Annotated in this window: 15 protein-coding genes, 1 pseudogene and 1 CRISPR repeat array; all 16 genes and pseudogenes read left to right on the top strand. The window is 65.3% G+C overall.

Annotation, left to right across the window (positions count from 1 at the left end; all coding sequences use genetic code 11):
• Positions 1-270 precede the first annotated feature (270 nt).
• Positions 271-1,080: a sigma-70 family RNA polymerase sigma factor gene (locus QHF83_RS47230; RefSeq protein ID WP_282424724.1), complete on the top strand. Its 810-nt coding sequence runs from the start codon at positions 271-273 to the stop codon at positions 1,078-1,080.
• Between the two features lie 22 nt (positions 1,081-1,102).
• Positions 1,103-1,957 carry a serine/threonine-protein kinase gene (locus QHF83_RS47225; protein ID WP_282424723.1) on the top strand — a complete coding sequence of 285 codons (855 nt, stop codon included), beginning with the start codon at positions 1,103-1,105 and terminating at the stop codon, positions 1,955-1,957.
• 144 nt (positions 1,958-2,101) lie between these two features.
• Positions 2,102-2,392: a DUF3892 domain-containing protein gene (locus tag QHF83_RS47220; RefSeq protein WP_282424722.1), complete on the top strand. Its 291-nt coding sequence runs from the start codon at positions 2,102-2,104 to the stop codon at positions 2,390-2,392.
• 26 nt (positions 2,393-2,418) lie between these two features.
• Positions 2,419-3,480: a cyclic GMP-AMP synthase DncV-like nucleotidyltransferase gene (locus QHF83_RS47215; protein WP_282424721.1), complete on the top strand. Its 1,062-nt coding sequence runs from the start codon at positions 2,419-2,421 to the stop codon at positions 3,478-3,480.
• Between the two features lie 7 nt (positions 3,481-3,487).
• Entirely contained in the window at positions 3,488-5,230 is a 1,743-nt protein-coding gene (locus tag QHF83_RS47210; RefSeq protein WP_282424720.1) for a ThiF family adenylyltransferase, read from the top strand.
• A 519-nt stretch (positions 5,231-5,749) separates the two neighbouring features.
• Positions 5,750-7,501, top strand: a complete 1,752-nt coding sequence (locus tag QHF83_RS47205) for a hypothetical protein (RefSeq protein WP_282424719.1) — start codon at positions 5,750-5,752, stop codon at positions 7,499-7,501.
• Positions 7,464-8,369: a type I-U CRISPR-associated protein Csb2 gene (gene csb2, locus QHF83_RS47200; protein ID WP_348980530.1), complete on the top strand. Its 906-nt coding sequence runs from the start codon at positions 7,464-7,466 to the stop codon at positions 8,367-8,369. The genes QHF83_RS47205 and csb2 overlap by 38 nt, the downstream gene beginning before the upstream one ends.
• Before the next feature lie 1,151 nt (positions 8,370-9,520).
• Positions 9,521-12,503: a CRISPR direct-repeat array (repeat unit 36 nt; unit sequence CTTTCCGCCCCCGAACGTGGGCGGCCCCATTGAAGC).
• Positions 12,504-12,976: 473 nt separating this feature from the next.
• Positions 12,977-14,410 carry a hypothetical protein gene (locus QHF83_RS47195; RefSeq protein WP_282424717.1) on the top strand — a complete coding sequence of 478 codons (1,434 nt, stop codon included), beginning with the start codon at positions 12,977-12,979 and terminating at the stop codon, positions 14,408-14,410.
• The gene (locus QHF83_RS47190; protein ID WP_282424716.1) at positions 14,407-16,200 is read left to right on the top strand and encodes an RAMP superfamily CRISPR-associated protein; all 1,794 of its coding nucleotides are present in this window, start codon (positions 14,407-14,409) and stop codon (positions 16,198-16,200) included. The genes QHF83_RS47195 and QHF83_RS47190 overlap by 4 nt, the downstream gene beginning before the upstream one ends.
• 6 nt (positions 16,201-16,206) lie before the next feature.
• On the top strand, positions 16,207-16,707 hold the full coding sequence (locus tag QHF83_RS47185; protein ID WP_282424715.1) for a hypothetical protein: 501 nt from the start codon (positions 16,207-16,209) through the stop codon (positions 16,705-16,707).
• Positions 16,704-17,519 (top strand): CRISPR-associated RAMP protein Csx7, encoded by an 816-nt coding sequence (gene csx7 / locus QHF83_RS47180; RefSeq protein WP_282424714.1) that lies wholly within the window; start codon positions 16,704-16,706, stop codon positions 17,517-17,519. The genes QHF83_RS47185 and csx7 (QHF83_RS47180) overlap by 4 nt, the downstream gene beginning before the upstream one ends.
• Positions 17,519-18,454 (top strand): CRISPR-associated RAMP protein Csx7, encoded by a 936-nt coding sequence (csx7, locus tag QHF83_RS47175; protein ID WP_282424713.1) that lies wholly within the window; start codon positions 17,519-17,521, stop codon positions 18,452-18,454. Before csx7 (QHF83_RS47180) ends, csx7 (QHF83_RS47175) begins: the two co-directional genes overlap by 1 nt.
• Entirely contained in the window at positions 18,412-19,449 is a 1,038-nt protein-coding gene (locus QHF83_RS47170; RefSeq protein ID WP_348980529.1) for an RAMP superfamily CRISPR-associated protein, read from the top strand. The genes csx7 (QHF83_RS47175) and QHF83_RS47170 overlap by 43 nt, the downstream gene beginning before the upstream one ends.
• Before the next feature lie 2 nt (positions 19,450-19,451).
• Positions 19,452-20,216 (top strand): hypothetical protein, encoded by a 765-nt coding sequence (locus QHF83_RS47165; protein ID WP_282424711.1) that lies wholly within the window; start codon positions 19,452-19,454, stop codon positions 20,214-20,216.
• Complete coding sequence (locus QHF83_RS47160) at positions 20,213-21,664, top strand: SAVED domain-containing protein (RefSeq protein ID WP_282424710.1); 1,452 nt, start codon at positions 20,213-20,215, stop codon at positions 21,662-21,664. The genes QHF83_RS47165 and QHF83_RS47160 overlap by 4 nt, the downstream gene beginning before the upstream one ends.
• Before the next feature lie 822 nt (positions 21,665-22,486).
• Positions 22,487-23,170, top strand: a pseudogene (gene istA, locus QHF83_RS47155) (IS21 family transposase); the annotation flags it as partial.
• Positions 23,171-23,294 lie beyond the last annotated feature (124 nt).

Raw genomic sequence — 23,294 nt, 5'->3', positions numbered from 1 at the left:
ATTTCTGACCGGCGCTCGATCTTCTTCGGGACGGCATCCATCCGATCGAGGCCCTCTCCATCACCGATGCCCGTCCCCCATCGCCCCCCCTCCACCTTCCTCGCTGCGGGTACGAAGTCCGCCGGCCGCGCTGTGCCAGGCACCCAAGATGGCCTCCCGGACGGTGCGTCTCGTCCAGGGGCGCGGCGTCGGTACCCTGGCTTGGGGTCTCGAGCCACGGGTGGATATTGCGGTCCTACCAGCCGGTGTTACGTTGCCGCCCCTTCTGCCATGAGTCGAGAGTTTCACCAGGGTGCACCGCTCGACGAGCTGATCGCGCGCGCGAAAGCTGGGGACAGAAGCGCGCTCGAAGCACTGTTTCAGTGGTGCCAGCCCGTACTCGACGACTGGGTCTCGCGCCGGCTCGCCAAGAAGCAGGCCGGCATCGCCCGCGCCTCGGATATCGCTCAGGAGGCCGGGATGCAGGCGTTCCGATCGTTTGCCGCGTTCCAGGGCACGACCGAGAAGCAGTTCCTCGCTTGGCTGCAAAAGGTCGTTGAGACGAGCACCACGCAGGCGTTCCGGCACGCTGGGCAGATGAAGCGGGACAAGAAGGAGGAGACGCCCCTCGACGATCCCGACGCGCTCGAGATTCCGGCACCGCAAACGAGCCCGAGCCAGGCCACCGCCGCCGCAGAGCAGTGGCAGCTCGTGTTCGGGTGGATTTTTCAGCTTCCCGAGGAGCAGAAGCTCGCGATCTGGTTATGCCATCTGAAGGAGATGCGCGTCGCAGCGGCTGCGGAACAGATGGGTAAGAGCGAGCAAGCCGTTGCCGGGCTTCTGCAACGAGGCATTCGGACGCTCCGAGAGAGAATGTCGAATGAGATGGATGGGAAGTCGGCGGTTCCCTCTGCCGGTCCGACCGAGCAGGAAGAGGCCGCCGCTGCTTTGCTTTCGTACCTGCGACGACGTGACGCTGGAGAGCGCGTGGACGCGGCTGCGTTCGTCGCAGAGCATCCTTCCAGCGCCGCGGAGCTACGCACCATGCTCGAGTGGATCGAACGTATCCAGGCCCTCCGGCCGACGGATCTGGACGAGTAGAGAGAGGGAGCAGGAGCGATCGATGCTTGCGCCCGGATCGCGCATCGAAGATTACGAGGTGGTTCGTCTGGTAGCGGTCGGCGCCATGTGCCATGTCTACGAAGCGAACACGATGCCTCTCGGGCACCCCGTCGCGTTGAAGGTCCTGCACGGGATGTGGTGTTCGGACAAGAACATCGTGGCGCGTTTCGTCAACGAGGCGAGCATCCTCCAGACCATCCGCCACTCGCACATCGTCACGCTGCTCATGTCAGGAACCCTGCCGGATGGGTCTCCCTACATGGTGCTCGAATGGCTTCCGAATAACCTCGCGCACGCACTCGCGGCTGCGAGAGGCCCGCTCGCCCCGAATACGGCGGCGCATATCGCTTCACAAATCGCGAGCGCGCTCGCAGCGCTACACGAACGGGGGATCGTTCATCGGGACCTGAAGCCCGCTAACGTACTGCTGGACCGGGAGAGCATCGACGACGCGCAGGTTCGTCTCGCCGACCTCGGCCTCGCCAAGGTGCGACCTGAGCAACGCGGAGAGCCGATCGCAATCGGGCACATCTCCACGGGCGGTAGCGCCCTGCTCGGGACGTGGGACTACATGGCGCCCGAGCAGTGGATCAAGTCGAAGACCGTCGAGCCGAAGGCAGACGTGTATTCGCTGGGCGTGCTGCTGTTCCAGATGCTCGCGGGCAGGTTGCCGTTCGTCGCCGAGCAAGCGAAGGACCTCATGGCCCTGCACCTCTTCAAGGACCCGCCCATGGACCGCTTACAGGAGCGGGCTCCGGCGCGCTTGCGTGAGCTTGTCGGGCGTATGCTGCAGAAGACTCCTTCGACACGACCAGGGTTGGAGGAAGTGCTCGGGGAGCTTGCAGAGGTGCGGTAAAGGGGTGGCCGGGGGCGGAGTGCAGGTGCGTAACATTCTGCGCTTGGTTTTCCTTGGGACGGCATCTTCTCCTTTACCGAGGGAGATCTTCGCGGACCGTGCCTTCGCCGGAGCGGGATTCCCATACCCAGGGAGGGTTCGGCCGTGGCTCAAGAATTGCGCGTTGGTTGTGTGAAGAAGACGGACCGGAAGAATGCCCACGAGCGCATTCGCGCAGTGGGAGGAGTCGCCCCCGACCGCACCCGCTGGACGCACACGCAGGAGCAAGCCATCAGGAACATCAGGGGCGGGATCTGTAGTTATCACGTCGAACAGCCCACGGGGCACCGCGTGAAGGTCATCATCGGCAAGTCCGCGGCGGGCAACGAGTACCTGAAGACGGAGAACGACGGCGAGCAGCCGAACAACCTGCTCTCGCTGCCGGAGTGCCCGTAGTCCTGGTTCTTTCTGGAGGTAAGATCGTGGCAGACGTGCAGAAATACTTCGTCGAGTTCGACGCGGCCATCCGGTTCGAGCGAGATGACGAGAAAGCCATCCTCGTCGAGAAGCGGGAGCGAGTCCTTCGCCGCTTGAGCGAGGGCATCAAGCGTCAACGCAAGGACGGCGCAACGATCCCGTCGTACGAGCCTTTCAACCAGGGCAGCTACGCGATGAACATCGGCGTGAAGCCCATCAACGGCGACTTCGACATCGACGTCGGTCTTCGCTTCGACCTGGCGAAGGAGGATTACCCCGATCCCGTCGTCGTCAAGAAGTGGGTTCACGACGCGGTCGAGAAGCACACCAAGCACGTCGAGATGCGACGCGGGTGTGTCACGGTGTTCTACCAGGAGGACGGGGAAGACATCTATCACGTCGATCTCGTCTGCTACTCCAGCAACGAGAAGAACGCCGACAAGAAAGACTACATCGCCAAGGGCAAGACCGACTCCAAGCCCGAAGACCGCAAGTGGGAGCCGTCCGATCCGCAGGAGCTGCAGAATCTCATCACAGGCAAGTACACCGGCGAGGACGCGCAGCAATTCCGTCGGGTGATCCGAGCGCTCAAGCGCTGGAAGGACCTGCGGTTCTCCGCATTCGGCAGGAAAGCACCCAAGGGGATCGCGCTGACGGTCGCAGTGTACCGCTGGTTCACGGTGTTCAAGACGCAGGATCCGTTCGCGAACAAGGTCGTGTACGACGACCTCGCCGCTCTGCGGAACCTTGTCAGTACGATGCTCAATAGCTTCCTGCCCGTCTGGAGCGAGGAAGCGAAGGAGCACCGCCCCCGCATCTGCGTCGAGCTTCCGATCTGGCCCCACTCCGACCTGTGCGACAACATGTCGGACGCGAGCATGCGCAGCTTCCAGGAGCGCCTCGAGAAACTCCTCGATGCGCTGAAGAAGGCGCAGGAGGACGTGGACCCGCACACCGCGTGCAAGGAGCTCCGCGAGCACTTCGGCGACGACTTCCCCGTGCCCGAGAAGAGCGACACCGCCCAGAAGCGGGACAAGGCGATCACCTCCTCTGGCAACTCGGCGTGACGGTCCGGTGATCAGCGCGGAGGAGCGGCAAAGCCTGCTGAAGGAGTTCCTCGCGAGCGGACGGCTCTCGTCTGCACGTCTCCTGAACTCCGATGAACTCGCGTGGGGCAAGTCGCGCCAGATCGTGGCGGCCGTCGAGGGCAACATCGACATCGATGGCCGCCGCGTCGCGCTGCGCGTGGGCGTTTGTCACCGCTTCCCCTTGACCCTGCCACAGATCTTCTGGGTCCTGCCCGATCCCCTCGGCAGGTTCCCCCACGTCGAGCACGACGGCAAGATCTGCCTCCGCGCCGACGACGGGCTCCTCATCGACCATCATTCGCCGCTCGAGGTTCTGCAGGAATCGCTCGACATTGCAGTCGATGTCATCGGGGCTGGCGTTTCCGGAGCAAACGCTGCCGACTTCCTGGACGAGCTCGAAGCCTACTGGTTGCAAATCACGGACCACGACTCCGTCCCCTGCTACCTCGACCCTAACGACACGCTCCGCCGTGTCGCCATTGACAGAAACCGCACGAATCAGATCACGGTCGTCGCTGACTCGTACGATGCGGTCCAGGAATTTGCGGGCAACCGCGACACGAGGTCGCCTCCCCTGCATGCAGCACACTACGTTCCGCTCGAGCCGAGCGCCCTGCAGGACAGGTTCACTCCCCAGGACTTCCGGTCGCTGGAGTGGACAAGGCATTTCGTCTCGAAGCACCTCTCGGTCGAGAACCGCAAGCGGTTGGACCGGCTTGGTGCGAAGAACTATGCGCGGGCTTTCGTCGTCCTGGGTATTCCACGACGAAAGGGCGGCAAGGCACTTGTCGGAATCGACTACGCGGGGGTGAGCGGCGGAAACCCACTCCGCCATGGCACGCCGGGACGCCCAGGGCGCTACATTGCGCTTGAGCGTCGAGACCGTGCAGTCGTGACTGCTCGCGCAGAGAACGCGCCCGACCTGGCGAAGGCACGTGTCGGCCTGGTAGGCTGCGGATCCGTAGGGGGCTACCTCGCGCTCCTGCTTGCGCGGGCGGGAGTGGGCCACTTGACCCTCGTCGATCCTGATAAGCTCACCGCCCAAAATGCGTTCCGCCACGTCCTTGGGAGCAGTGGCATCGGTACACCCAAGGTCGACGCAATGAAGCGAGAGCTGACGACCAAGGTGCCGTACATCGACGTTGGTCTGCAGCGCGAGCGCATCGAAAATTTGCTCGTTCGACGCGACTCCGCACTGAAGAATCTGGGTCTGCTCATCTACGCGGCCGGAGATCCTACCGTCGGCAGGTACCTGAACGAGCAGTTGCAGCGCGTGCAGGATGCTCCCGCGCTTATCTTCACCTGGCTCGAGCCGTACGGTCTCGGCGGGCATGCTCTGCTCACGAAGACCCAAGGCGCGGACGCTTGGGGCTGCTTTGGTTGTCTCTTCGACTCGCCCATCCCCGGAGAGCCCAGGCGGAACCGTGCAGACTTCGCGGCCCCCGAACAGTTCTTCGCGAAGGACGTCTCCGGGTGTGCCACGATGTACACGCCCTACGCTGACCTGGATGCGGTTCGTACGGCGGAGCTAGCGACGCGGCTGGCGCTCGACCTTCTGCGCGATCGATCGAGGGGACATCCGTTGCTCTCCTGGAAGGGGGACGGTGAAGCCTTCCGGGCGGCCGGCTTTCAGACTTCGGCTCGTTACGAGCTCGACGAGAAGTCCCTGCACGAGCTGCGGTTCAGCTACGCGCGGGAGAACTGCGCTGTCTGCGGGAGAAAGCCTTGACGCCTGCCCTCGTGTTCAGAACTCGTGGCGGGAAGCGGCTGAAGATCGACAGCGCTGCCCTCGCGCGCTTCGCTGTGTACAAGCAGTTTGCTCCGCATCACCATGAGGCCGGGGGCGTACTCTTGGGTCGGCACCTGCTCGACACGTCTGATATCGTGGTAGATGAAATCACGGAGCCGATGCCTGGCGATACGCGCTCTCGATTCCAGTTTCGGCGCGGGCAAAGGAATCATCAGCGACGGATCGATGACGCTTGGCTCGCGAGCGGCAGCACATGCGTATATCTCGGCGAGTGGCACACGCATCCCGAGCCGGATCCGACGCCCTCCTCGACGGACCTCCAGGATTGGCGGCGACGCCTACGGGCGGACGTGTTTGCCGGGGATGAGCTTTACTTTCTCATTGTAGGAACTCACGCCGTTCGTGCGTGGGAGGGTACTCGCACCAGCATGGCAATCACCCCCATGAATTACGGCCCGTAAACGTAAGCAGAAGGTAGCACATTCAACAGGAGCAGGCATGGCGTCGCAAGACTTGCAAATCCTCATCGTCGTCGACATCTACCCCGGCGTTTCGGTCGAGGAGCTCAAGGCGGAGCTCCCTGCAGAACGGGACGAACGCATCGTGCTTCAGTTGACGAAGCTCGGCGCACCACAGCTTGCCCCTCCCCCGGACACGTCTCCCGTCGACTGGCCCGCGATCGGGAAAGCGGTCGAGGGGGCAGCTGCCAGGGTGCATGAATTGCAGGCCAGCACGTCCAGCACGACGGTTGTATTCATCGCAGGCAAAGGACCGCTAGCAGCATTCATCCATCTCGGGTACAAGTTCACGAAGTCCGTCCACCGAACCATCGTCCTCAACCAGCCGCATGGCGGGGGACGGTGGGAGCCGTTCACGATCGAGTCGACGACCGCCGATGAATCGGAGCCGCTGGACGAAGCGCTGGGGGTACCGTCAGAGCCGCAGCCGAGCGATGGCCGCGTCGGGATCGCCTTCGATACAGCCGGACGAGGTACAGATAAAAGCGTCTTCGCTTCGTTCATCAAAAACGAGGGGGACCCCCTTGCGGGCGTCGTGCAGCTTCGCTCTTCACAGAGGCTCCTCGTGACCCAGAACAACATGGGCCCGCTCGTTCGGCAGCTCGCTCAGTTCATGTCGATGGCGCCGGCACGGTACCCGGATCGACGCGGCCTTGCTATCTTCGCTGGCGTCCCGGCGCAAGTCGCATTTGCCATCGGCAAAGCCATGAGCCCCAACGTTGTTGGCAATAGCGTGTGGCTCACGGAGTATCGCCAGCCGAACTACGAACTCGCGTACTCGCTTCCCTTCCAAGCGAGTACGGAGGCACCCCTCCCCAAGGACGCCGCGTCCATCCTTGCCCGTCGGAGGGTCCTCGACGCGATGAAGGACGGCATCGCGGAGCTCAGGACGTACTTGAAACCCGAGCACCTCCCGACGGGAATCCTGCCAGAGGGCGATCGAGAGAAATACATCAGCCGGCTCGCCGAGCTCGAGCTGCCCAATGACACCACGGAGGACGAGCCGTTCGAACTCCGCGTCATCGAAGGCCGGTACACGATGGGGGCGGGGATCCTCCAAGCGCTCGTCAACAGCACCGTGGACCAGCAGCGGAGCTTCGCGAAGCTGGTCCTGCTCCACGAGCTGCTGCACGACTGGCAAACTCTTCGCAGCACGAACTATACCTCGATCGGCCGGGCCAGCTTCGTGCTGGAGCAGGTCGATTATGCGGCCGACGTCTTCGCGCTCCAGGCGCTCATGAACATGGAGCTCGATATCGATGGGAGGAGGGCGCATGGGGAGGTCTCGAAGCGGCTTCGGGGCTGGATCGACATGATCCTGCACGGCATTCAGTCGTTCGACCTCATGGAGCAGGGGGTGAAGATGGAACGGCTCCCCGAACGGCGGCTGCGTCGTTATCTCCTGTGGCATCTCCAGCTCTCGCGCGCTGCGACCGTAAAGCAAGCGGCCCATGTCGAGGAGATGCTGCGGCCCGCGCTCACCGTCGAGCTGGCGCCGCTTGCGGGGCGCATCGACACGGAGCGTTACGACAAGGTCGTCACGCGGGCCGTGCCGGAGACCGAGCTCTTCATCGCTACCGGTGGCCATCTCGTGCGCGCGCCCAAGCGCCCGGGCTTCGAACCGGGTACGCTCGTCGAGGCAGTCAGGACGTACGGGCACGAGGCGATCCAGAAGGTCATGGTCGCGGTAGTCGATGAGCACAGGAGCAAGCTCGCGCGGTGGAACACGTGAGGGCACCATGAGCAAACGGCCGGCGCGAGGGGGAACGATTGCGGCGAGGCACCTGGCCGATTTTGCACGTCGGCTCGGGGCGGATACTGCGCTCCTCGCGCTGGGGGGCGAGGCATCGGGGGACGACCGATCGCCTCGCCTGGCGGAGGCGCTCCCGTGGATGGAGGCACTACACGACGCGCTTGTGCGGGGCTCGGACGAGGCTTCAGCCGGGGCCGGGCCCTCGTCGTGTCTTACGGCCAGGACCGCGGATGACGAGCTGATTCCAGGGCACCGGCATGCGACGCTCATACCCCTCGTGATCGACGAGAAGCGCGATCGAGTCGACCACATGCTCGTGCATGCACCGATGGGATTCGACGGGCCCGCGGTGGGGGCGCTCATGCGGGTGCGGCGGCTGTGGGCGAAGGAGTTGCCGGACCTGGATGTGGCGCTCGTGGGGCTTGGGAGGCGTGAGGATTTTCGGGAGACGGTGGCGCAGCTTGGGGTGTCGACGGTCTGGACGAGCGTGACGCCGTTTGTGCCATCGCGGTTCATGAAGCCGCGTGGCGTGAACTCGCTCGAGGGGCAGGTGCAGGCGGAACTCTCGTCGCGGGGGTTGCCCGCGGCGGCGAGCGTGGAGGTGGAGCTCGAGGGAGGGCAGTACGTGGCTGCCGAGGAATTCTGGGGGCGGTGGAGCGCGGCGGAAGATGCGGGCTTCGCGCGGCGATGGCGGCGGTGGCGGATGGAGCGGATGGATTCTGGGAAGCGGCCGCCCATCGTGGCGGGATTTGGGTTGCGGCTGCGGTTCGAGCCGGCGGTAGAGGGACCGGTGGCGCTGGGGTATGCGGCGCACTTTGGGCTGGGGGGGTTTCGGGTGGGGGAGTGAGGACGGGGGAGTGAGGACGGGGGGTTCCGGGGGGCGGGGTGGTGTGGTAGGGTGGGGGGCGGTTTGCTGGGGTCTTGGGCGGGTGTGCTCGGGGCCCACGGATCTTTGGCATTTCGATTGATTAGTTGGGATGTTGTATCTCCGCCCCTGAACGTGGGCGGCACCATTGAAGCAAGACGGTACAAACACTCGGGCTTCCCTCACAGGTCGACTTTCCGCCCCTGAACGTGGGCGGCACCATTGAAGCCACACCCAGTTCGGTGGTGTGATGTTGTTGAAGGTTTTTCCGCCTGGCGGCACCATGGAAGCCTTGTGATTTCCACATTCCTCCACGCACGCTTCGTACTTCATTCCGCCCCAGAACGTGGGCGGCCCCATTGAAGCAGGGTAGTCCCGAACGCGTGGCGAAGGTGGTACATGGTCCTTTTCGCCCCAGAACGTGGGCGGCCCCATTGAAGCAGCTTCGTGATCGGCGCGACGACAGCGGCCACCACGTCTTTCCGCCTCTGAACAGGGGCGGCCCCATTGAAGCAAGAGGTCGACCTTGACGCGCTGCACCTTGCCCATGCGGGCTTTCCGCCCCAGAACGGGGCGGCCCCATTGAAGCGTCACCGCCGGCACCGGCCGGCAGTACCTGATCACGGCCTTTCCGCCCCTGGGTGGCCCCATTGAAGCCTCGTCCCACTTGGGCCATACACGCCGACGAGCAGCAGACTTTCCGCCCCAGAACGTGGGCGGCCCCATTGAAGCCAGACGAGCCCGGACGCGTGGCGCGCGCCGCACGTCTTTCCGCCCCTGAACGGGGCGGCCCCATTGAAGGAAGCCGACTCCGTTGCGCTCACCAGCGCCGTCGGGACTTTCCGCCCCTGAACGGGGGGGCGGCACCATTGAAGCCAGCCCGTTTTCGCGTCCGCGATGGTCGTGTTGAGGTCTTTCCGCCTCAGAACGTGGGCGGCCCCATTGAAGCGACGGAAAGCCGCTGTTCGCGAAGGACCATCCGGTCGGCTTTCCGCCCCAGAACGTGGGCGGCCCCATTGAAGCATGTTGTCCGAGCGGAGCGCCGCAGTCTCCTCACGGTCTTTCCGCCCCTTGAACTGGGCGGCATCGTTGAAGCTCGATGAGCGGGATACTGGCGTAGGTGATCTGCGCCAACTTTCCCCTGAACGGGGGCGGCCCCATTGACGCACCTTGCGACAGGTCCGGAAGCAGAGGTTCACCTCCTTTCCGCCCCCGAACGTGGGCGGCCCCATTGAAGCTAGGTGAGGGTGAACTTGACGGCTTTCCGCCCTAGAACGTGGACGGCCTCATTGAAGCCTGCCGCCTCATTGCTGGCCGGTGGCCCGGTCAAGCCCTTTCCGCCCCAGAACGTGGGCGGCCCCATTGATGCGCGTAGATCGCGTTCGGCATGCAGTAACGCGTGGGCTCTTTCCGCCCCCGAACGTGGGCTACCCCATTGAAGCATTTGCAACTCGGGGTTTTTGAAACCCGACCCGTAGCCCTTTTCGCCCCAGAACGTGGGCGGCCCCATTGATGCGCGCCGAGCAGGACGAGCACCCCAACGGTCGCGCCCGCTCTTTCTGCCTCAGAACGGGGCAGCCCTATTGAAGCGGGAGCGTGCTCGTCCGATTCGTTTTGCTGACCTTCTTTCCGCCTCCGAACGTGGGCGGTCCCATTGAAGCGTGCCCTGCGTGAACGCGAGTGAGTAGCCTACGCTCCCCTTTCCGCCCCCGAAACGTGGGCGCCCCATTGAAGCATCGAGCACTTCGACCATTGCCGCATATTCGCGCGGCTCTTTCCGCTCCCGAACGTGGGCGGCCCCATTGAAGCGTGACGGGCACCGTCCGACACCACACCTCCACGGCCTTTCCGCCCCAGAACGTGAGCGGCACCATTAAAGAAATAATTCCGACGGTGGGCTTCAACCCGACGCGGGCCACGCTTTCCGCCCCAGAGTCGGGGCAGCCCATTGAAGCGTACCCATGAACATCGTGAAGGCGATGTTCCCGAGGCCTTCCCGCACCACAATTGGGCGGCCCCATTGAAGCAGCTCACGGTCCAAGACCATCTGGAACGTCGCCTGTATCACTTTCCGCACCAGAATTGGGCGGCCCCATTGAAGCGGGAGAAGCACGCCGCCGTTCGTGAACGTATCGAGATCGCTTTCCGCCCCCGAACGTGGGCGGCCCCATTGAAGCACGACCAGCGGGCGCAGAACGTGAGCCATGCGCCGCGGTCTTTCCGCCCCCGAACGTGGGCGGCCCCATTGAAGCCCGTGAGGTTGCCGTGAGGTTGCCGCGGTTTCCGCCCCCGAACGTGGGCGGCCCCATTGAAGCGCGGTATCGAGGCGGGCGTTGAATTTCGACGCGGGGCTTTCCGCCCCCGAACGTGGGCGGCCCCATTGAAGCCCGGACGAGCTGGTAAGGAAACTCGGGCGGCCTGGTCGCTTTCCGCCCCCGAACGTGGGCGGCCCCATTGAAGCCAGCCGATCGCATGCCCGCGCAAGCCTAGAACAACTTTCCGCCCCAGAACGTGGGCGGCCCCATGCCCCATTGAAGCATGTCCCCCATAGCCCACTCCTTCGAGCCGTACGACATGCTTTCCGCCCCTGAACGGGAGCGGCCCCATTGAAGCGTCATCTGCACGAGCTGGCCCGTGCGCAACATATAGGCACTTTCCGCCCCTGAACGGGGGCGGCCCGATTGAAGCACCGTGCGCGGCACGCGGGCCGGGTCAGGCTCCGTCGCCTTTCCGCCCCTGAACGAGGGCGGCCCCATTGAAGCACAGAACCATTTCGTTCCGGACCGCGACGCGTACGCCGCTTTCTGCTCCTGAACGGGGCAGCCCCACAAGCCACGAAAACCCCGGGCCGGCCGTCGAGGAGCTCTCCACCCTTTCCGCCCCTGAACGGGGCGGCCCCATTGAAGCACCAACGTGAGATGCCGCCGAAGCGCGTCGGGGGTTCCTTTTCGCCCTTGGACGGGGGCGGCCTCATTGAAGCGCCTCCAGGCAGGTCTCCACCGTTTACCACTTCGTCGCCGTTTCGCTCCTGAACGGGGGCGGCTCCATTGAAGCAGCGTGAAAACGGCTTGGGAGGCGTCCGTCATCATGCTTTCCGCCCCTAAACGGGGGGCGGCTCCATTGAAGCCCACTCTGGCGTGGCAGCGAGAAGCTTGGCATCGTCGGAACTTTCCGCCTCTGAACAGGAGCGGCCCCATTGAAGCGCTTCCAGGGCCATCCTCCCTTGCTTCGACGCTGATTCTCGGATGACACGATTCTTTTCGCCCCCGAACGAGGCGGCCCCATTGAAGCCCGTAGACGAAATCGGCGCCGAACATCGCCGGGTCGTCGTCTTTCTGCCCCCGAACGGGGGCGGCCCCATTGAAGCTTCCCGTCGCACCTGCAGTAGCACTGCTGTGGCACGCCCTTTCCGCCCCGAACGGGGGCGGCCCCATTGAAGCTGCGCGTAGCGCGTGAAGGCGTTGACGACCGCGGAGCTTTCCGCCCCTGAAGGGGGCGGCCCCATTGAAGCGTGTGGAACTCCGTTGCCACCTGCGTGTCGGCGCACTTTCCGCCCCTGAACGGGGCGGCCCATTGAAGCTGCATCGAGCCCGCCATGTCGCCGAGCTAGATCTTCTTTCCGCCCCTGAACGGGGCGGCCCCATTGAAGCATCATCGGGAATTCCGGGGGATCGTTCCTCCAGCGTGGCCCTTTCCGCTCGTGAACGGGGGCGGCCCCATGGAAGCGACCACGCCTGCCGCAGCACGCGCCCGATCGCTCCGTCTTTCCGCCCCAGAACGGGGGCGGCCCCATGGAAGCCTGTCGAGGTCCCACGGCCAGCCGAGCCCGAGCCACGCTTTCCGCCCCCGAACGGGGGCGGCCCCATTGAAGCCCCCGCTTGAGCTTCGCGTAGCGCGGCGAGGCGGCGGCGGACTTTCCGCCCCTGAGCGGGGCGGCCCCATTGAAGCTCGCCGGGCGAGCCCTCGAAGTCGGTGCTCGTGCAGATCACTTTCCGCCCCAGAACGGGACGACCCCATTGAAGCGCCGAACAGTCCCCTTGAAGCGCGCACTCGTCGAAGCAGATGGCGACGTTGGTGGCCTCCCTTTCCGCCCCCGAACGGGGGCGGCACCATTGAAGCTAGAGCTCGTCGTCGAAGCCCCAAAAACCGTTGTGCTCCTTTCCGCCCCTGATCGTGTCCCGCCTCACTTCGACTCGTACCGCAGCTGCCCGGCGTCCTCATCTCTCTCGCGATACGCCTCGCCGCCCATGCCCCCGACCAGGTCCGACTCCGCCCGGCGCGTCGCGGCCGAGGCAACCGCCGTGCTCCGACTCCGTCGCTCCCTCGCCGACCACGCTCCCGACCAGGTCCGACCTCTTCGCGGGCCTCGCCGACGAGGCAGCCGGCTGAGCACACAGCTAAGGTCGTGTAGGTCTCCTCCACACCCACCTGTCTCGCCTTCCTCCCGCCGCGTTTTTTTTCGCTCGATCCTCCTCGGGACGGCATCCATTCAGGAAGAACGGCCGAAATGACAAAGTCTGGCTGACGCACACAGGCCAACCCGTGCACCATGACGGGTAGTCTCCCGAACGAGGTTGGGTCCAGCACCGATGATCGACGCCGACAAGACAAGGACCAGGATAGCGCGTGCGGTCGCGCTGGCGGGGCCTCGGCCATGGCTCCTCGGCTACGACGCCAACGGCATCCAGGAGCTCGTCACCGCGAGCAGCCGCCCCATCGCGATGTTCGGCGCCAGCGCCACCATCGCCCTCTTTGACGAATCCTCCCAGCGGGACAGCACCATCTTTGCCGGCGGCGGTCGCGGCGTGGAGCTCGTCGCCTCGGAGGAAGCGGCCCGCGCCCGCGCCGGAGAGCTCGCCTTCGCTTTCCGAAAGGAAACGTGGGGCGGCGTCATGGCCACGGCCTGCGTTCCCTACGACCCCGCTGCCCCCGCCCAGAGTCTCCGCTGGCTTCGACGAAAGCTCGAGATCCAGAAGGATGCGGCCCTGCCGCCCGGAGGCGCGATTCCAACCACGAAAAACGACATCTGCGCCGATTGCGGCACCTATCTCGCGCGCCACAAGTCCACGCGCCCCGACTGGCAGGGCGAAATGGTCTGCGATCGGTGCGACGCCATGGCAAACGCGGGCCGCGATCGAAGCCGCCACATCGACGAGCGGATCCAATCCCTTGTCGACCTCTCCCCGACCACCGGGCCCATCGCTGCCGTCTCGGTGGACGGGAACGATCTCGGCGACTTCTTCGACAAGCTCGAGTCGCTCGAGCAGATGGCCATCGCGAGCGAGGCCATCTCGCTCGTCTTCGAGCGTGGCAATGAGGCAGCGCGCCTTAAATTGCAGCACCCAAAGGTGTCCCTCGCGACCGGAGGCGATGACATTCGCCTCTTCCTCGCCTGGGACGATCTGCTCCGCTACGTGAGCGCGCTCGTGCCGGCCATCGAACGGGAGGCCGACGCGCTCGCCCGTCAAGGACCACCCTTCGATCGCCTCGCGGGCCTCGGCATCGGGATCGGCGCCGTCGTCGCCGATGCACGGCTCCCCGCGTCCCGCCTCATGACCGTCGCGCATGAACTCGAACGCAAGGCCAAGCGATTATGCCGGCCATCGAGCCCAGGAAAATCGCAGGGCCCCCGGGTGCGCTCCGCGTTCGACTTCGCCGTGCTGACGGCAGGCGACGCGTCCTACCGAGCAACGGAGGAAAAAGCGGACGGGAAGCCAAACGACGACCTTCGACCCATCGACATGGCTGCGGAATCCTGGTCCCGGCTGCTCCACGCCGTCGAGGCCCTCGCACGGATCCCGACGGCCCAGCGCGCAATTCTCGCCGAGATCGCTACGCTCGGCGAAGAGGAAGGCTCGAACCTCCTCCGCTATCAGGTCGCACGGTCGAAGAAGGATGAGAAGTGGCGAGCATGGTACGCCGCTTGCGGCGTCGATTGGCGTGATCCTGATGCCGTCTGGCGACATCGGCCGCGTCCCGTGCACCTCGATCTCGTCCGTCTCCTTCCGCGGGAATCAGCATGAGAGCCTTCGAGATAACCCTGAGTTTCCCCGCCGGAAGCGTGCTGATCGGCGGCTATGCGAGCGTCCCCGATGGCCTGCACGGGGCCCACGCGCGGGATCGAAAGGGCCGCGCGATCCTCCCCGCGACGGCGATCCGCGGAGCCCTGCGCGAGAGCCTCGAAGCTCTCCTGCGCGGGGCCGACATGCCGGCCTGCGCAGCGGGTACGGGGCTTTCGCCCGAGGCGGCGCAGAGCGGGAATGCCCGCTCCGTGCCGTGCATGCTCGATGATGGAGGCCGATGTATTGCGTGCCGGCTCTTCGGAACACAACGCGCTGCTATCGAGGACAACGAGCGCCGCTTCTCCAGCCTGGTCCTGCACGACGCACGTCCCCAATCGGAAACGGATGCCTGGGCGATCCAGCCCGGCGTCGCGCTGTCTCGTCAGGCGCGTAGTGCCGCCGAGAACCGCCTCTTCATGCGCAGCGTCCCGGCTCCGTCGCGCTCGCTTCGGTTCCGAGCGGAGGGACGTCTCCTCGATCCCGAACTCGAGCGCTACTTCGAGGCGGCCGTGAGGGGTACGACCCACCTCGGCAGCGGTCGAAGCCGGGGAATGGCGCGGGTCGAGATAGCCCTGCGATGGCGAGAAGAAGCCGCCCCGTCCCCGGTATCGTTGCCGCCGGAAGGGAATGTCCACCTTCGCGTGACGCTCGACGCGCCGGCCTCCATCGGCGTCCCGCTCGCGGTCGACGGGCTGCGGGACACGCGCCTCGAGATCCCGGGGGCAGCTCTGCGCGGAACGGTCGGTTTCGCGCTCGCCGAGGCGCTTCCGGACCCGAACGACGAGGCGTTCCAGGCCCTCGTGGCGGAGGAGGGCGCGCAGTTCGGCTTCCTGTATCCCGTGGACGACGCCTCCCAGAGCCCCAGCGCGCCGTTGCCCATCACCGCAGTCGCATGCAAGTACCACCGGCGCGAGCATGGCATCGTGGACACGCTCCTCGACAGGCTCGCCGCGGAGCATATCGAGACGGCCACGCAGGTCTCGGCAGTCGAGAAAACGTCCGTGACTCGCTGTGGCGCTCCGAATTGCGGCGGTCCTTTGCGGGGAATCGAGGGAGGACGGCGAATGCGCTCTTCGGTGCCCACGCGGACTGTGACCCGCTTGTCGATGGACCGCGCCCGCTCCTCGGCACGCGAGGGGCAGCTCTTCACGCAGGTACTGCTGGAGGAAGGGACCGTCTTCGAGGGAACGATCCGGAACATCCCCGCGGGATCACGCGAGCGTCTTGCCCTCGCTCTCGCGCAGCCGCTCTCGCTAGGACGTGGTCGCGGCAGCGGCTGGGGACGGGTCACCGTTCAAGCGACCGCGCCCCCCAAAGCGAAGACGCTGGAAGAACGAGGGCGAGCGTTCGACGACGCCCTGAGACGCCGACTCGCGGACGCTCATCTGTTGGTGCACAAGGTCGGCCGACTGGTCCCGATCACGCTGCTCTCGCCCCTCGCCCCGCTGAAGGACGACGAAGACGGGAGCGCGGAGCTGATGCGCGCGCTCGAAGCGGCCTGCTACTTGAAAGCGCGCCGTTTCTGCCGGGAGGGCGGCTGGGATCAACGAAAGGGAAAGATGGAGCCCGTGCTCGCCACGGCAGCCGGAGGCGTGTTCGTCCTCGATCTCGGGGAGGGACGAACCTGGAGACAGATACTTCCAATGCTCGAGGAGCTCGAGCGAAGGGGCGTCGGGCAACGACGGCACCAGGGTTTCGGTCACGTTCTGTGTTTCGACGAGCTCATCTGCAAGCGGACGTTCGCGAGGTGATTCGAGATGGACATTGCTGAGAAACTGCGGCTCCAACGAAAACCGCTCGTCCTCGCGGCGAAGACGGTCATGGAAGACGCATTCAAGAGGGAGTCGAAGCCCCTTCTGAACAAGGCGCAGCTCAGTCACCTCATCGGGGTGTGCAACGAGGCCGCATGCGCCGAGGAGATCGAGCTCTACATCCGGTACCAGGCGAGCCGCGAGAAGAGCGAGGGGGAAGGTCGAAAGAAGAGCAAGGGGGGCGTCTGGGACGGCTGGCTGGCGCAGAACGTGATCGACGCGGCCAACAAGGTGCTAAGCACGCTGTCGAGCGACGAGCTCAAGGTTGCAGCGTGGCGCCTTTATGCGGTTTACCTGACGCGTGAATTCACGTACCAGAAGGCCACCCACCCCGACGAGCAGCGCAAGGACGGTGACGAGAGCCGTGCTCCGCAAGGCGATGGCTCGCGAAACAAGGGCCATACGGGCACCGGTGGCCATTACCGCGAGAAAGGCGGACGACGATGACGAGCTCCGTGGCCGACTTCCACAAGCTCAAGCAGCGCCTGCGCCTCTCGGGGCAGATCGTCACGCGCACGGGTCTCCGTATCGGCAGCGGGGGCAGCGGTGAGCTCGACGGTGCCGACTTGCCCGTGCTCAGGGATGCCCAGGGCTACCCGTTCATTCCTGGCGCGAGCTTGAAGGGCTCGCTCCGTTCGACCATCGAAGCGCTCGTGCGCGGCGCCGAGCTTCCCCGAGACACGGGACTGTGGGCATGCGATCCGCTCCTCGAAAGCTACGAAGGCGGGGCGTGCGGACACCACGCACCTGGAAAACGCGGCGAAGTCGATCCGGAGCAGCACTGCGCCGTTTGCCGCCTGTTCGGATCGCGGATCGTCGCGAGCCACGTTCGCTTCAGCGACGCGCTCATGCGCCTTCCGGAGTCCGACGTGATCGGCCGGGTGCCCGTGGAGGTGCGGGACGGCGTGGCGATCGACCGGGACCTGCGAACCGTGTACGGCGGTCAGAAGTACGACTTCGAGGTCGTTTCTCCCGGAACCTGCTTCGATCTCGAGGTCTTCATCGAGAACCCCAAGGATTGGCTCATGGGGCTCTTGATCATGGGCTTCGACCAGATTCGGGACGGTTTCACGGCGCTCGGCGGCTTCACATCGCGGGGGCTGGGTCGAGTCGACATCGTATGGTCCGGGGCCATTGAAGTCTCGGCGCGGGATCTGCTGGAAGGGAAACCCGAGAAGCGGCTCCCGAGCGGGGATCTCGAGCCCAGGTTCAGCACTTTTCGCGAGGCGCTGGCGGCCAGGACGCAGCGGAGGGCGTGATGTTCAAGAAAAGCTACAATCGCGCAGTCCTGCGCATCCGAGTGGAGACCGTCACGCCGCTGCTCATCAAGGCGGGCGACGCAGGCCTCGATCCGACCGCAGCCGATCTCACGTGCGTTCGTACGCGCCACGCGACCCAGGGAGCCACGGTCTACATCCCGGGCTCGAGTTTGAAGGGCGTGATCCGTTCCGCCGCAGAGGCCAGCGTTCGGGGGCAGACGTTCGCAGCCGCGGGGGCCAGCGTTGCCGGAGCGTGCAATCCCCTCGAGCATCAGACGAGCTGCGGGCAGTTCGCTGGTCGCAGGTCTTCGATGACGGCAACGGAGATCCACCAGAAGCAATGCCTCGCGTGCCGGCTGTTCGGCTCGCTGGCGCTGAAGGGGCGCGCCTCGGTGCGCGATCTGTTCCCGTGGGTCGAGAACGGGGATGGGACGACGGGCCCCTCCGGGACGAATCATCGGGCCGCCAACCAGGTCGAGATGCGTCACGGGGTGGCCATCGATCGCGTGGTAGGTTCCGTTCGGCACGGGCCGTTCGAGCAGGAGCTCGTGCCGGCGGGGATTTCCTTCTGGGGCGAGATCGCCCTCGAGAATTATCAGGTCTGGCAGCTCGGACTGCTTACGCAGGGGCTCGACGAGATCACGGACGGCTTCGCGCAGCTCGGATCGAGCAAGAGCCGTGGGCTCGGCGTCGCGCGGGTCGAGGTCCAATCAATCCTCCACGAGCAGCCGGGACGCGCTGGAAGCCGGCCCGTCGGCGTAGGCGCCCTCGCACCGGCCGAGGAAAAGAACGCATACGCTCTGTGTCGGGAGGGGGAGCTGCCGGCAGTCATCGGCGAGCCTCGGGGCCTGAGCATCCGCTTCAACGTGCGCGAGCCCGCCATGGTGCAGGCATGGCTCGATGCCGGGCGGCGCGCCCTCGGGAGCCTGTCATGAGTGCAGGCTACGCTTTCGTTCCCCTTCCCGACCGCGTACTCGTTCGGGAAAGAACCGAGATTGTGCACGATCGGCGCGTGCAGGGCACGCTTTCGGGACGCCTGGAGATCACGCTCGTGGCCGAGCAGCCGGTGCATGTGGGCTCGGGGTACAAGGGGCTCGTCGATGGCAAAGCCGTGCGACGCGGGGCACTCGTGCGAGGTGTACCCGGCGTGCCCGGGTCTTCGTTGAAGGGCGTCGTACGCTCCCGGTACGAAGCCATCACGCGCAGCTGCATTCCAGGAGGGGCGAAGGCAAACTGGAAGGTCCGGTCACGCACTTTCGGACTCGACAATGCGCCAGCTCGTCTGACGAGGTCGGTTCGCGACAAGGAGGTTTTCTGCGCCCAGGAATACCCACGGGATCTGATGCTTTGCCCTGCGTGTGCATTGTGGGGCCGCATGTCTTTCCGAAGCCGTGTGAGCGTGACCGACTTCGTTTCTCTGGGCGCCGAGCCCTTCGAAATCAGCAAGATGCCGAAGCAGTTCGGGCCCAACCTGCACCACGTGGGGCCCTTCAAGCGAAACACCGGGGGCGGTCGAGGAGATAACGAGCCCGCCATCGAGGTGCACGACCTTCACGGCCGGAAGTTCGCCCTCTGCCCGGGGCCAGCGACCACGCAGGATGCCATGGAGCTCGTAGAAGCCATCCCGCGACGCTCCCAGCTTCGGGGTGAGATGCGGATGAAGAACGTACTCCCGGCCGAGATCGGCGGCTTGCTCATTGCGCTCGGTTGGGGTCGACCCCGGGACCGGAGCGCATTGAAGCTCGGCGGTGGCAAGGCACTCGGGTTCGGGAGGCTACGCGTCTCGAGCATCACCTATCGACTGCACGATCACGCGGGCAAGGACGTTCTGCACGATGAAGTGGCCTGGTGCGATGCGTTCGAACGCACCGACGACTGCTTCCCCGCGGGCCTGCAGAAGCTCGTGGAGATTCACCAGGGAGACTGCTGAGCATGGAGCGCCTGAAAGGTCCAGACCTCGCGCGCTTGCGCTCGCAGGTGAGCGGGTTCTCCTCATCGAACCACTTCCGCTATCTCTCGGAGGCCCTTCAGACCACGCGTGCTTCAAATGACCCAGTGGAAGCGCTCGCCTTGCTGAAAGCCATGTGGGGTACCGCCTACGCCAAGACCCCGGACGAGAAGAACTCGCTCAACGATGTAGGTCTCTGGCTCGAGCGGCGCCTTCGGGAGACCCCGGGCGTCGATGCTCAGCGGATCGCGCTGGAACTCGCGTGGGCGAGGCGTATCGCGCGCATCGCGGAGGCCCAAGCAAGCGCGGAACGGAAGGGTGCGGAACGTGACGGGCACGGAGACCGCAAGCATGGAGGGCCGCCCGATAGGAGCCGCAAAGAGGTCCTCTTCGGAGCCCAGATCGAAGTCATTTCGCGACGGCGTGCGGAAGTACTGGCTGCCCGTCCTGCCGGGATCGCACCCATGCCCGCAACATCCGGCACGCCCGCAACGAATCAACCGAGCGCCGCGCAGCGCCGCCTTGATGAGCTCGTCGCAAATTACAAGGGTCCCCAGAACGCACGGCAGATCTTCGAGAGCATCATGGCCATCGCGGCCGACACGGCCCTGCAGGACGACGTCCGGCAGGCGCTCGCCAAGCTGCTGGCCAAGGATCGCAAGTTCTGGAAGAACTGGGTGAAGGACAAGGCGAAACCCGAAGAGCGTGCGTTCGCCGTGCGCTTCGGCATGATCGAGGGGACTCCGTGACACTCAGCCCGAGCGGCGCCCGCCTCCAGGGTGACGACTACCAGCACCTCGTGAGCTGGTACCACGCCCTCCGCATGCTCCTTCCGGGGAGCGACGTGACCGCCATCTCGATGGAGGTACGTGGCTCCGGGATCGTCGATGACTTGAACGTGCACCGTCGCAACGGGAACGACGAGTATTACCAGCTCAAGTTCTCGGTCGACGCCAGCAACCCCATTGACAACGCCTGGTGGATCGACCCCTCCGGCACTGAAGGTCCGAGCGTCCTGAAGCGGTTCCGGGACAGCTTTCAGCGGCTGCGGAAACCCGACTACGTGCCGCGTCTCGCGCTCTATACGAACCGTCCCATCGATCCCCGAGATCCGCTCTTGAAGCTTCGAGACGGCCTGCATGGTTGTCTGGGCACGAAGTTGCGGGAAGAAGGGCCGCGCTCCGAGGCTGGCAAGCGCCGAAAGCAATGGGCCGACCACGTGGCGATTTCCGAGGATGCTCTCCTCGAGATGCTCGACCACCTCGCGCTCTACACGGACCAGGGCTCGTGGTCGAGCCTCGTGACGTCGACTGCTGACCGCATGGCCGCATGCGGCCTCAAGTTTGACGAGCACTCGATCGAGCAAGGCATGCAGGCCTGCCGCAACTGGGTCAAGATCGGGACAACCCGCATTGACCGATCTATTCTGGAGGCGGAAATCCGGAACCGGTCTCTTCTCGGTGAAGCGCCGTGGGTGACGTTCGTGGTGCAGGCGATCGATCGTCATCCCTGGGCGGTGGACGCGCAGGCTACCGTCGACTGGGTGGACCTGTACGAGGGAGAGCGTCCGGAGGAGCGCGTGAGGCTCAAGGATCCCGCGCTCTGGAACAGCCGGCTCTTGCCGGAGCTGCGCGAGGCGGTGATGAAGCTCGAAGCGGCACGGTGCGATCGCATCATGATTCGGGGCCACATGCGGCTGCCGACGGCGTTCATGGTGGGCCGCAGCTTGCCCGAGGTCCGCGGTTTCCACCTCGCGTGCATGCAGCGGCAGGAGCGGTGGACGACCGAGGTGAAACGGGCGGACGTTCAGGTGTTCGCGGAGCGTGAAGAGCTCGGGCTCGGCGACGAGCTTGCCGTGGGCGTGAGCGTGGCGCGCAACCTCGGGCGTGACGTCATCGCCTACGCTCGCGAGGCGAAGTTGCCCGTCAAGCGTTTCGTTCACCTTCGTCCAGAGGAGGCGCACGCGCAGGCGTTGTCCGGTGCCAGCGAGGCGCTTGGCTGGGCGCTCGCTATACGGAATCGGATCGCGGACGAGGTGCGCGACATGCGGGCGCGGAAGATTCACCTGTTTCTTGCGACTCCTGCCGCCGCGGCGTTGTTTCTCGGTCACTTCTGGAACCGGATCGGTGCCACGCAGCTCTACGAACACGTGGACGCCCAAACCGGGTACGAGCCCGCATTCTTCGTGTCGGCCTGAAGCCCTCGACAACGCGCCGATCGGTTTCTGTCCATGGCTGGGCGGCCCCATTGCTGCACGATTGGTTCGTTCATTTCGAGCCAGCTCCTCGTGGTTGCGCGGAAGGTTCACCGAGCACGGCTTCCTTGATGCCTACCCGCCCCGGCATCACACTCTTCGCTCCTGGACGGGCGCGACACCATTGAAGCCGCGGGAAGCACGGATCCTTGTAAACCGTAAACCTGTCTTTCCCGCCACCTGAGTGGCGGCTCCATTGAAGCGCGACCTTGTGGATGTAGAACTTCGTCTTGTTCAAATTTCCGCCCTGGAGAGGCGGCTCAATTGAACCACGGTGTGATCGAACCAGTTCCCCCCGACCGCACGGAAGCTCCGCCCCTGACGAGGGAGACCATTGACGGGAATGGTCATGCGCGCTCTGTAAGACTCGCGGGAATATGAAAAAAAAACGTCAGCTCGTGGTTTGCCCGAGGAGGCGCGGGCTAACCACGCCTACGGAAGCGCGTGCTGCCGCGGCTGCGGAAGGAGCCGGGACCGCTTGCGGCGCTGAGAGACCGAGCTCCGCGGCATCGACTCGAAGGTGGCGGATGGCGGACTGAGCGGGCCCCCCCCGCGCTCAGGCCGCTGCGCTTCCAGCGCGCGACCAGCCGAGCCCACTGCTTCGCCGTCCTCCGTGCCATCCGTCCTCCAGGTGCTGTAGAGCGTCAGTAAAACTGACCCCCCGGCGACAGTAAAACTGACCCCCTCCTTGATTCGGTGAAGGAGGACACAGGGATGCTACAAAACCACGACGTGAAGACATGTGCTGTACCGGAGGTGCAGGACATGGTGGAGCCGGAGATCATCCGGCAGATCCGCGATCTGGCGGCGCGCGGCTGGGGCGCCAAACGGATCGCGCGAGAGCTCGAGGTTGCTCGCAACACGGTGCGGCGGTACCTGCGGGGTGGCCCCGAGGCCGAGGTTCCGGTTCGTCCGGGTAGACGCTGCCTCGACGACGACGAGCGAGCCGAGGCCCGTCAGCTCTACGCGAGCCTCGCGGGCGGCAATGCCGTCGTTGTCGCGCGGGAGCTACGGCAGCGCGGCGTCGATGCCAGCGTGCGCACGGTCCAGCGCGCCGTGGCCGACCAGCGACGCGAGCGGTTTGCCGCGGATGCGGCGAGCGTACGCTTCGAGACGGAGCCCGGCCAGCAGATGCAGATCGACTTTGGTCAAAAGGTGGTCCGCATCGGCGGCCAACCGACGCGAGTACACCTGCTCGTGGCGGTCCTATGCCATTCTCGTCGCTTGTTTGTCAAGGCGTTTCTCAGCGAGCGCCAGGATGATTGGCGCGAGGGAATCGCCGCCGCCTTCCGCCACTTCGGCGGGGTGCCGCGGACGCTGCTCGGTGACAATGCACGCGCCCTGGTCGCCGGCCGAGACCGCGAGACGAGCACGGTGACGTTTCACCCGGCGTACGTGGCCTTCTGCCGCGACTGGGGCGTCGTCCCGCGCGCCTGTGGGCCCTACCAGCCCGTGGACTTATCCCGAAGGAGGATCGACAAGAACTGGCGACGATGGTAGTTTGTCCGCGTCATGTCGATGGGGCGAACACGTGAGAAGCAGGCGTCGCTCTGGGTGGCGGCTCCTTCGCTGC

The organism is Polyangium sp. 15x6 (assembly GCF_029960785.1).
Lineage (GTDB): Bacteria > Myxococcota_A > Polyangia > Polyangiales > Polyangiaceae > Polyangium.
Note: the sequence above shows the minus strand (reverse complement) of the source record. Positions and strands in the feature narration are given on the sequence as shown.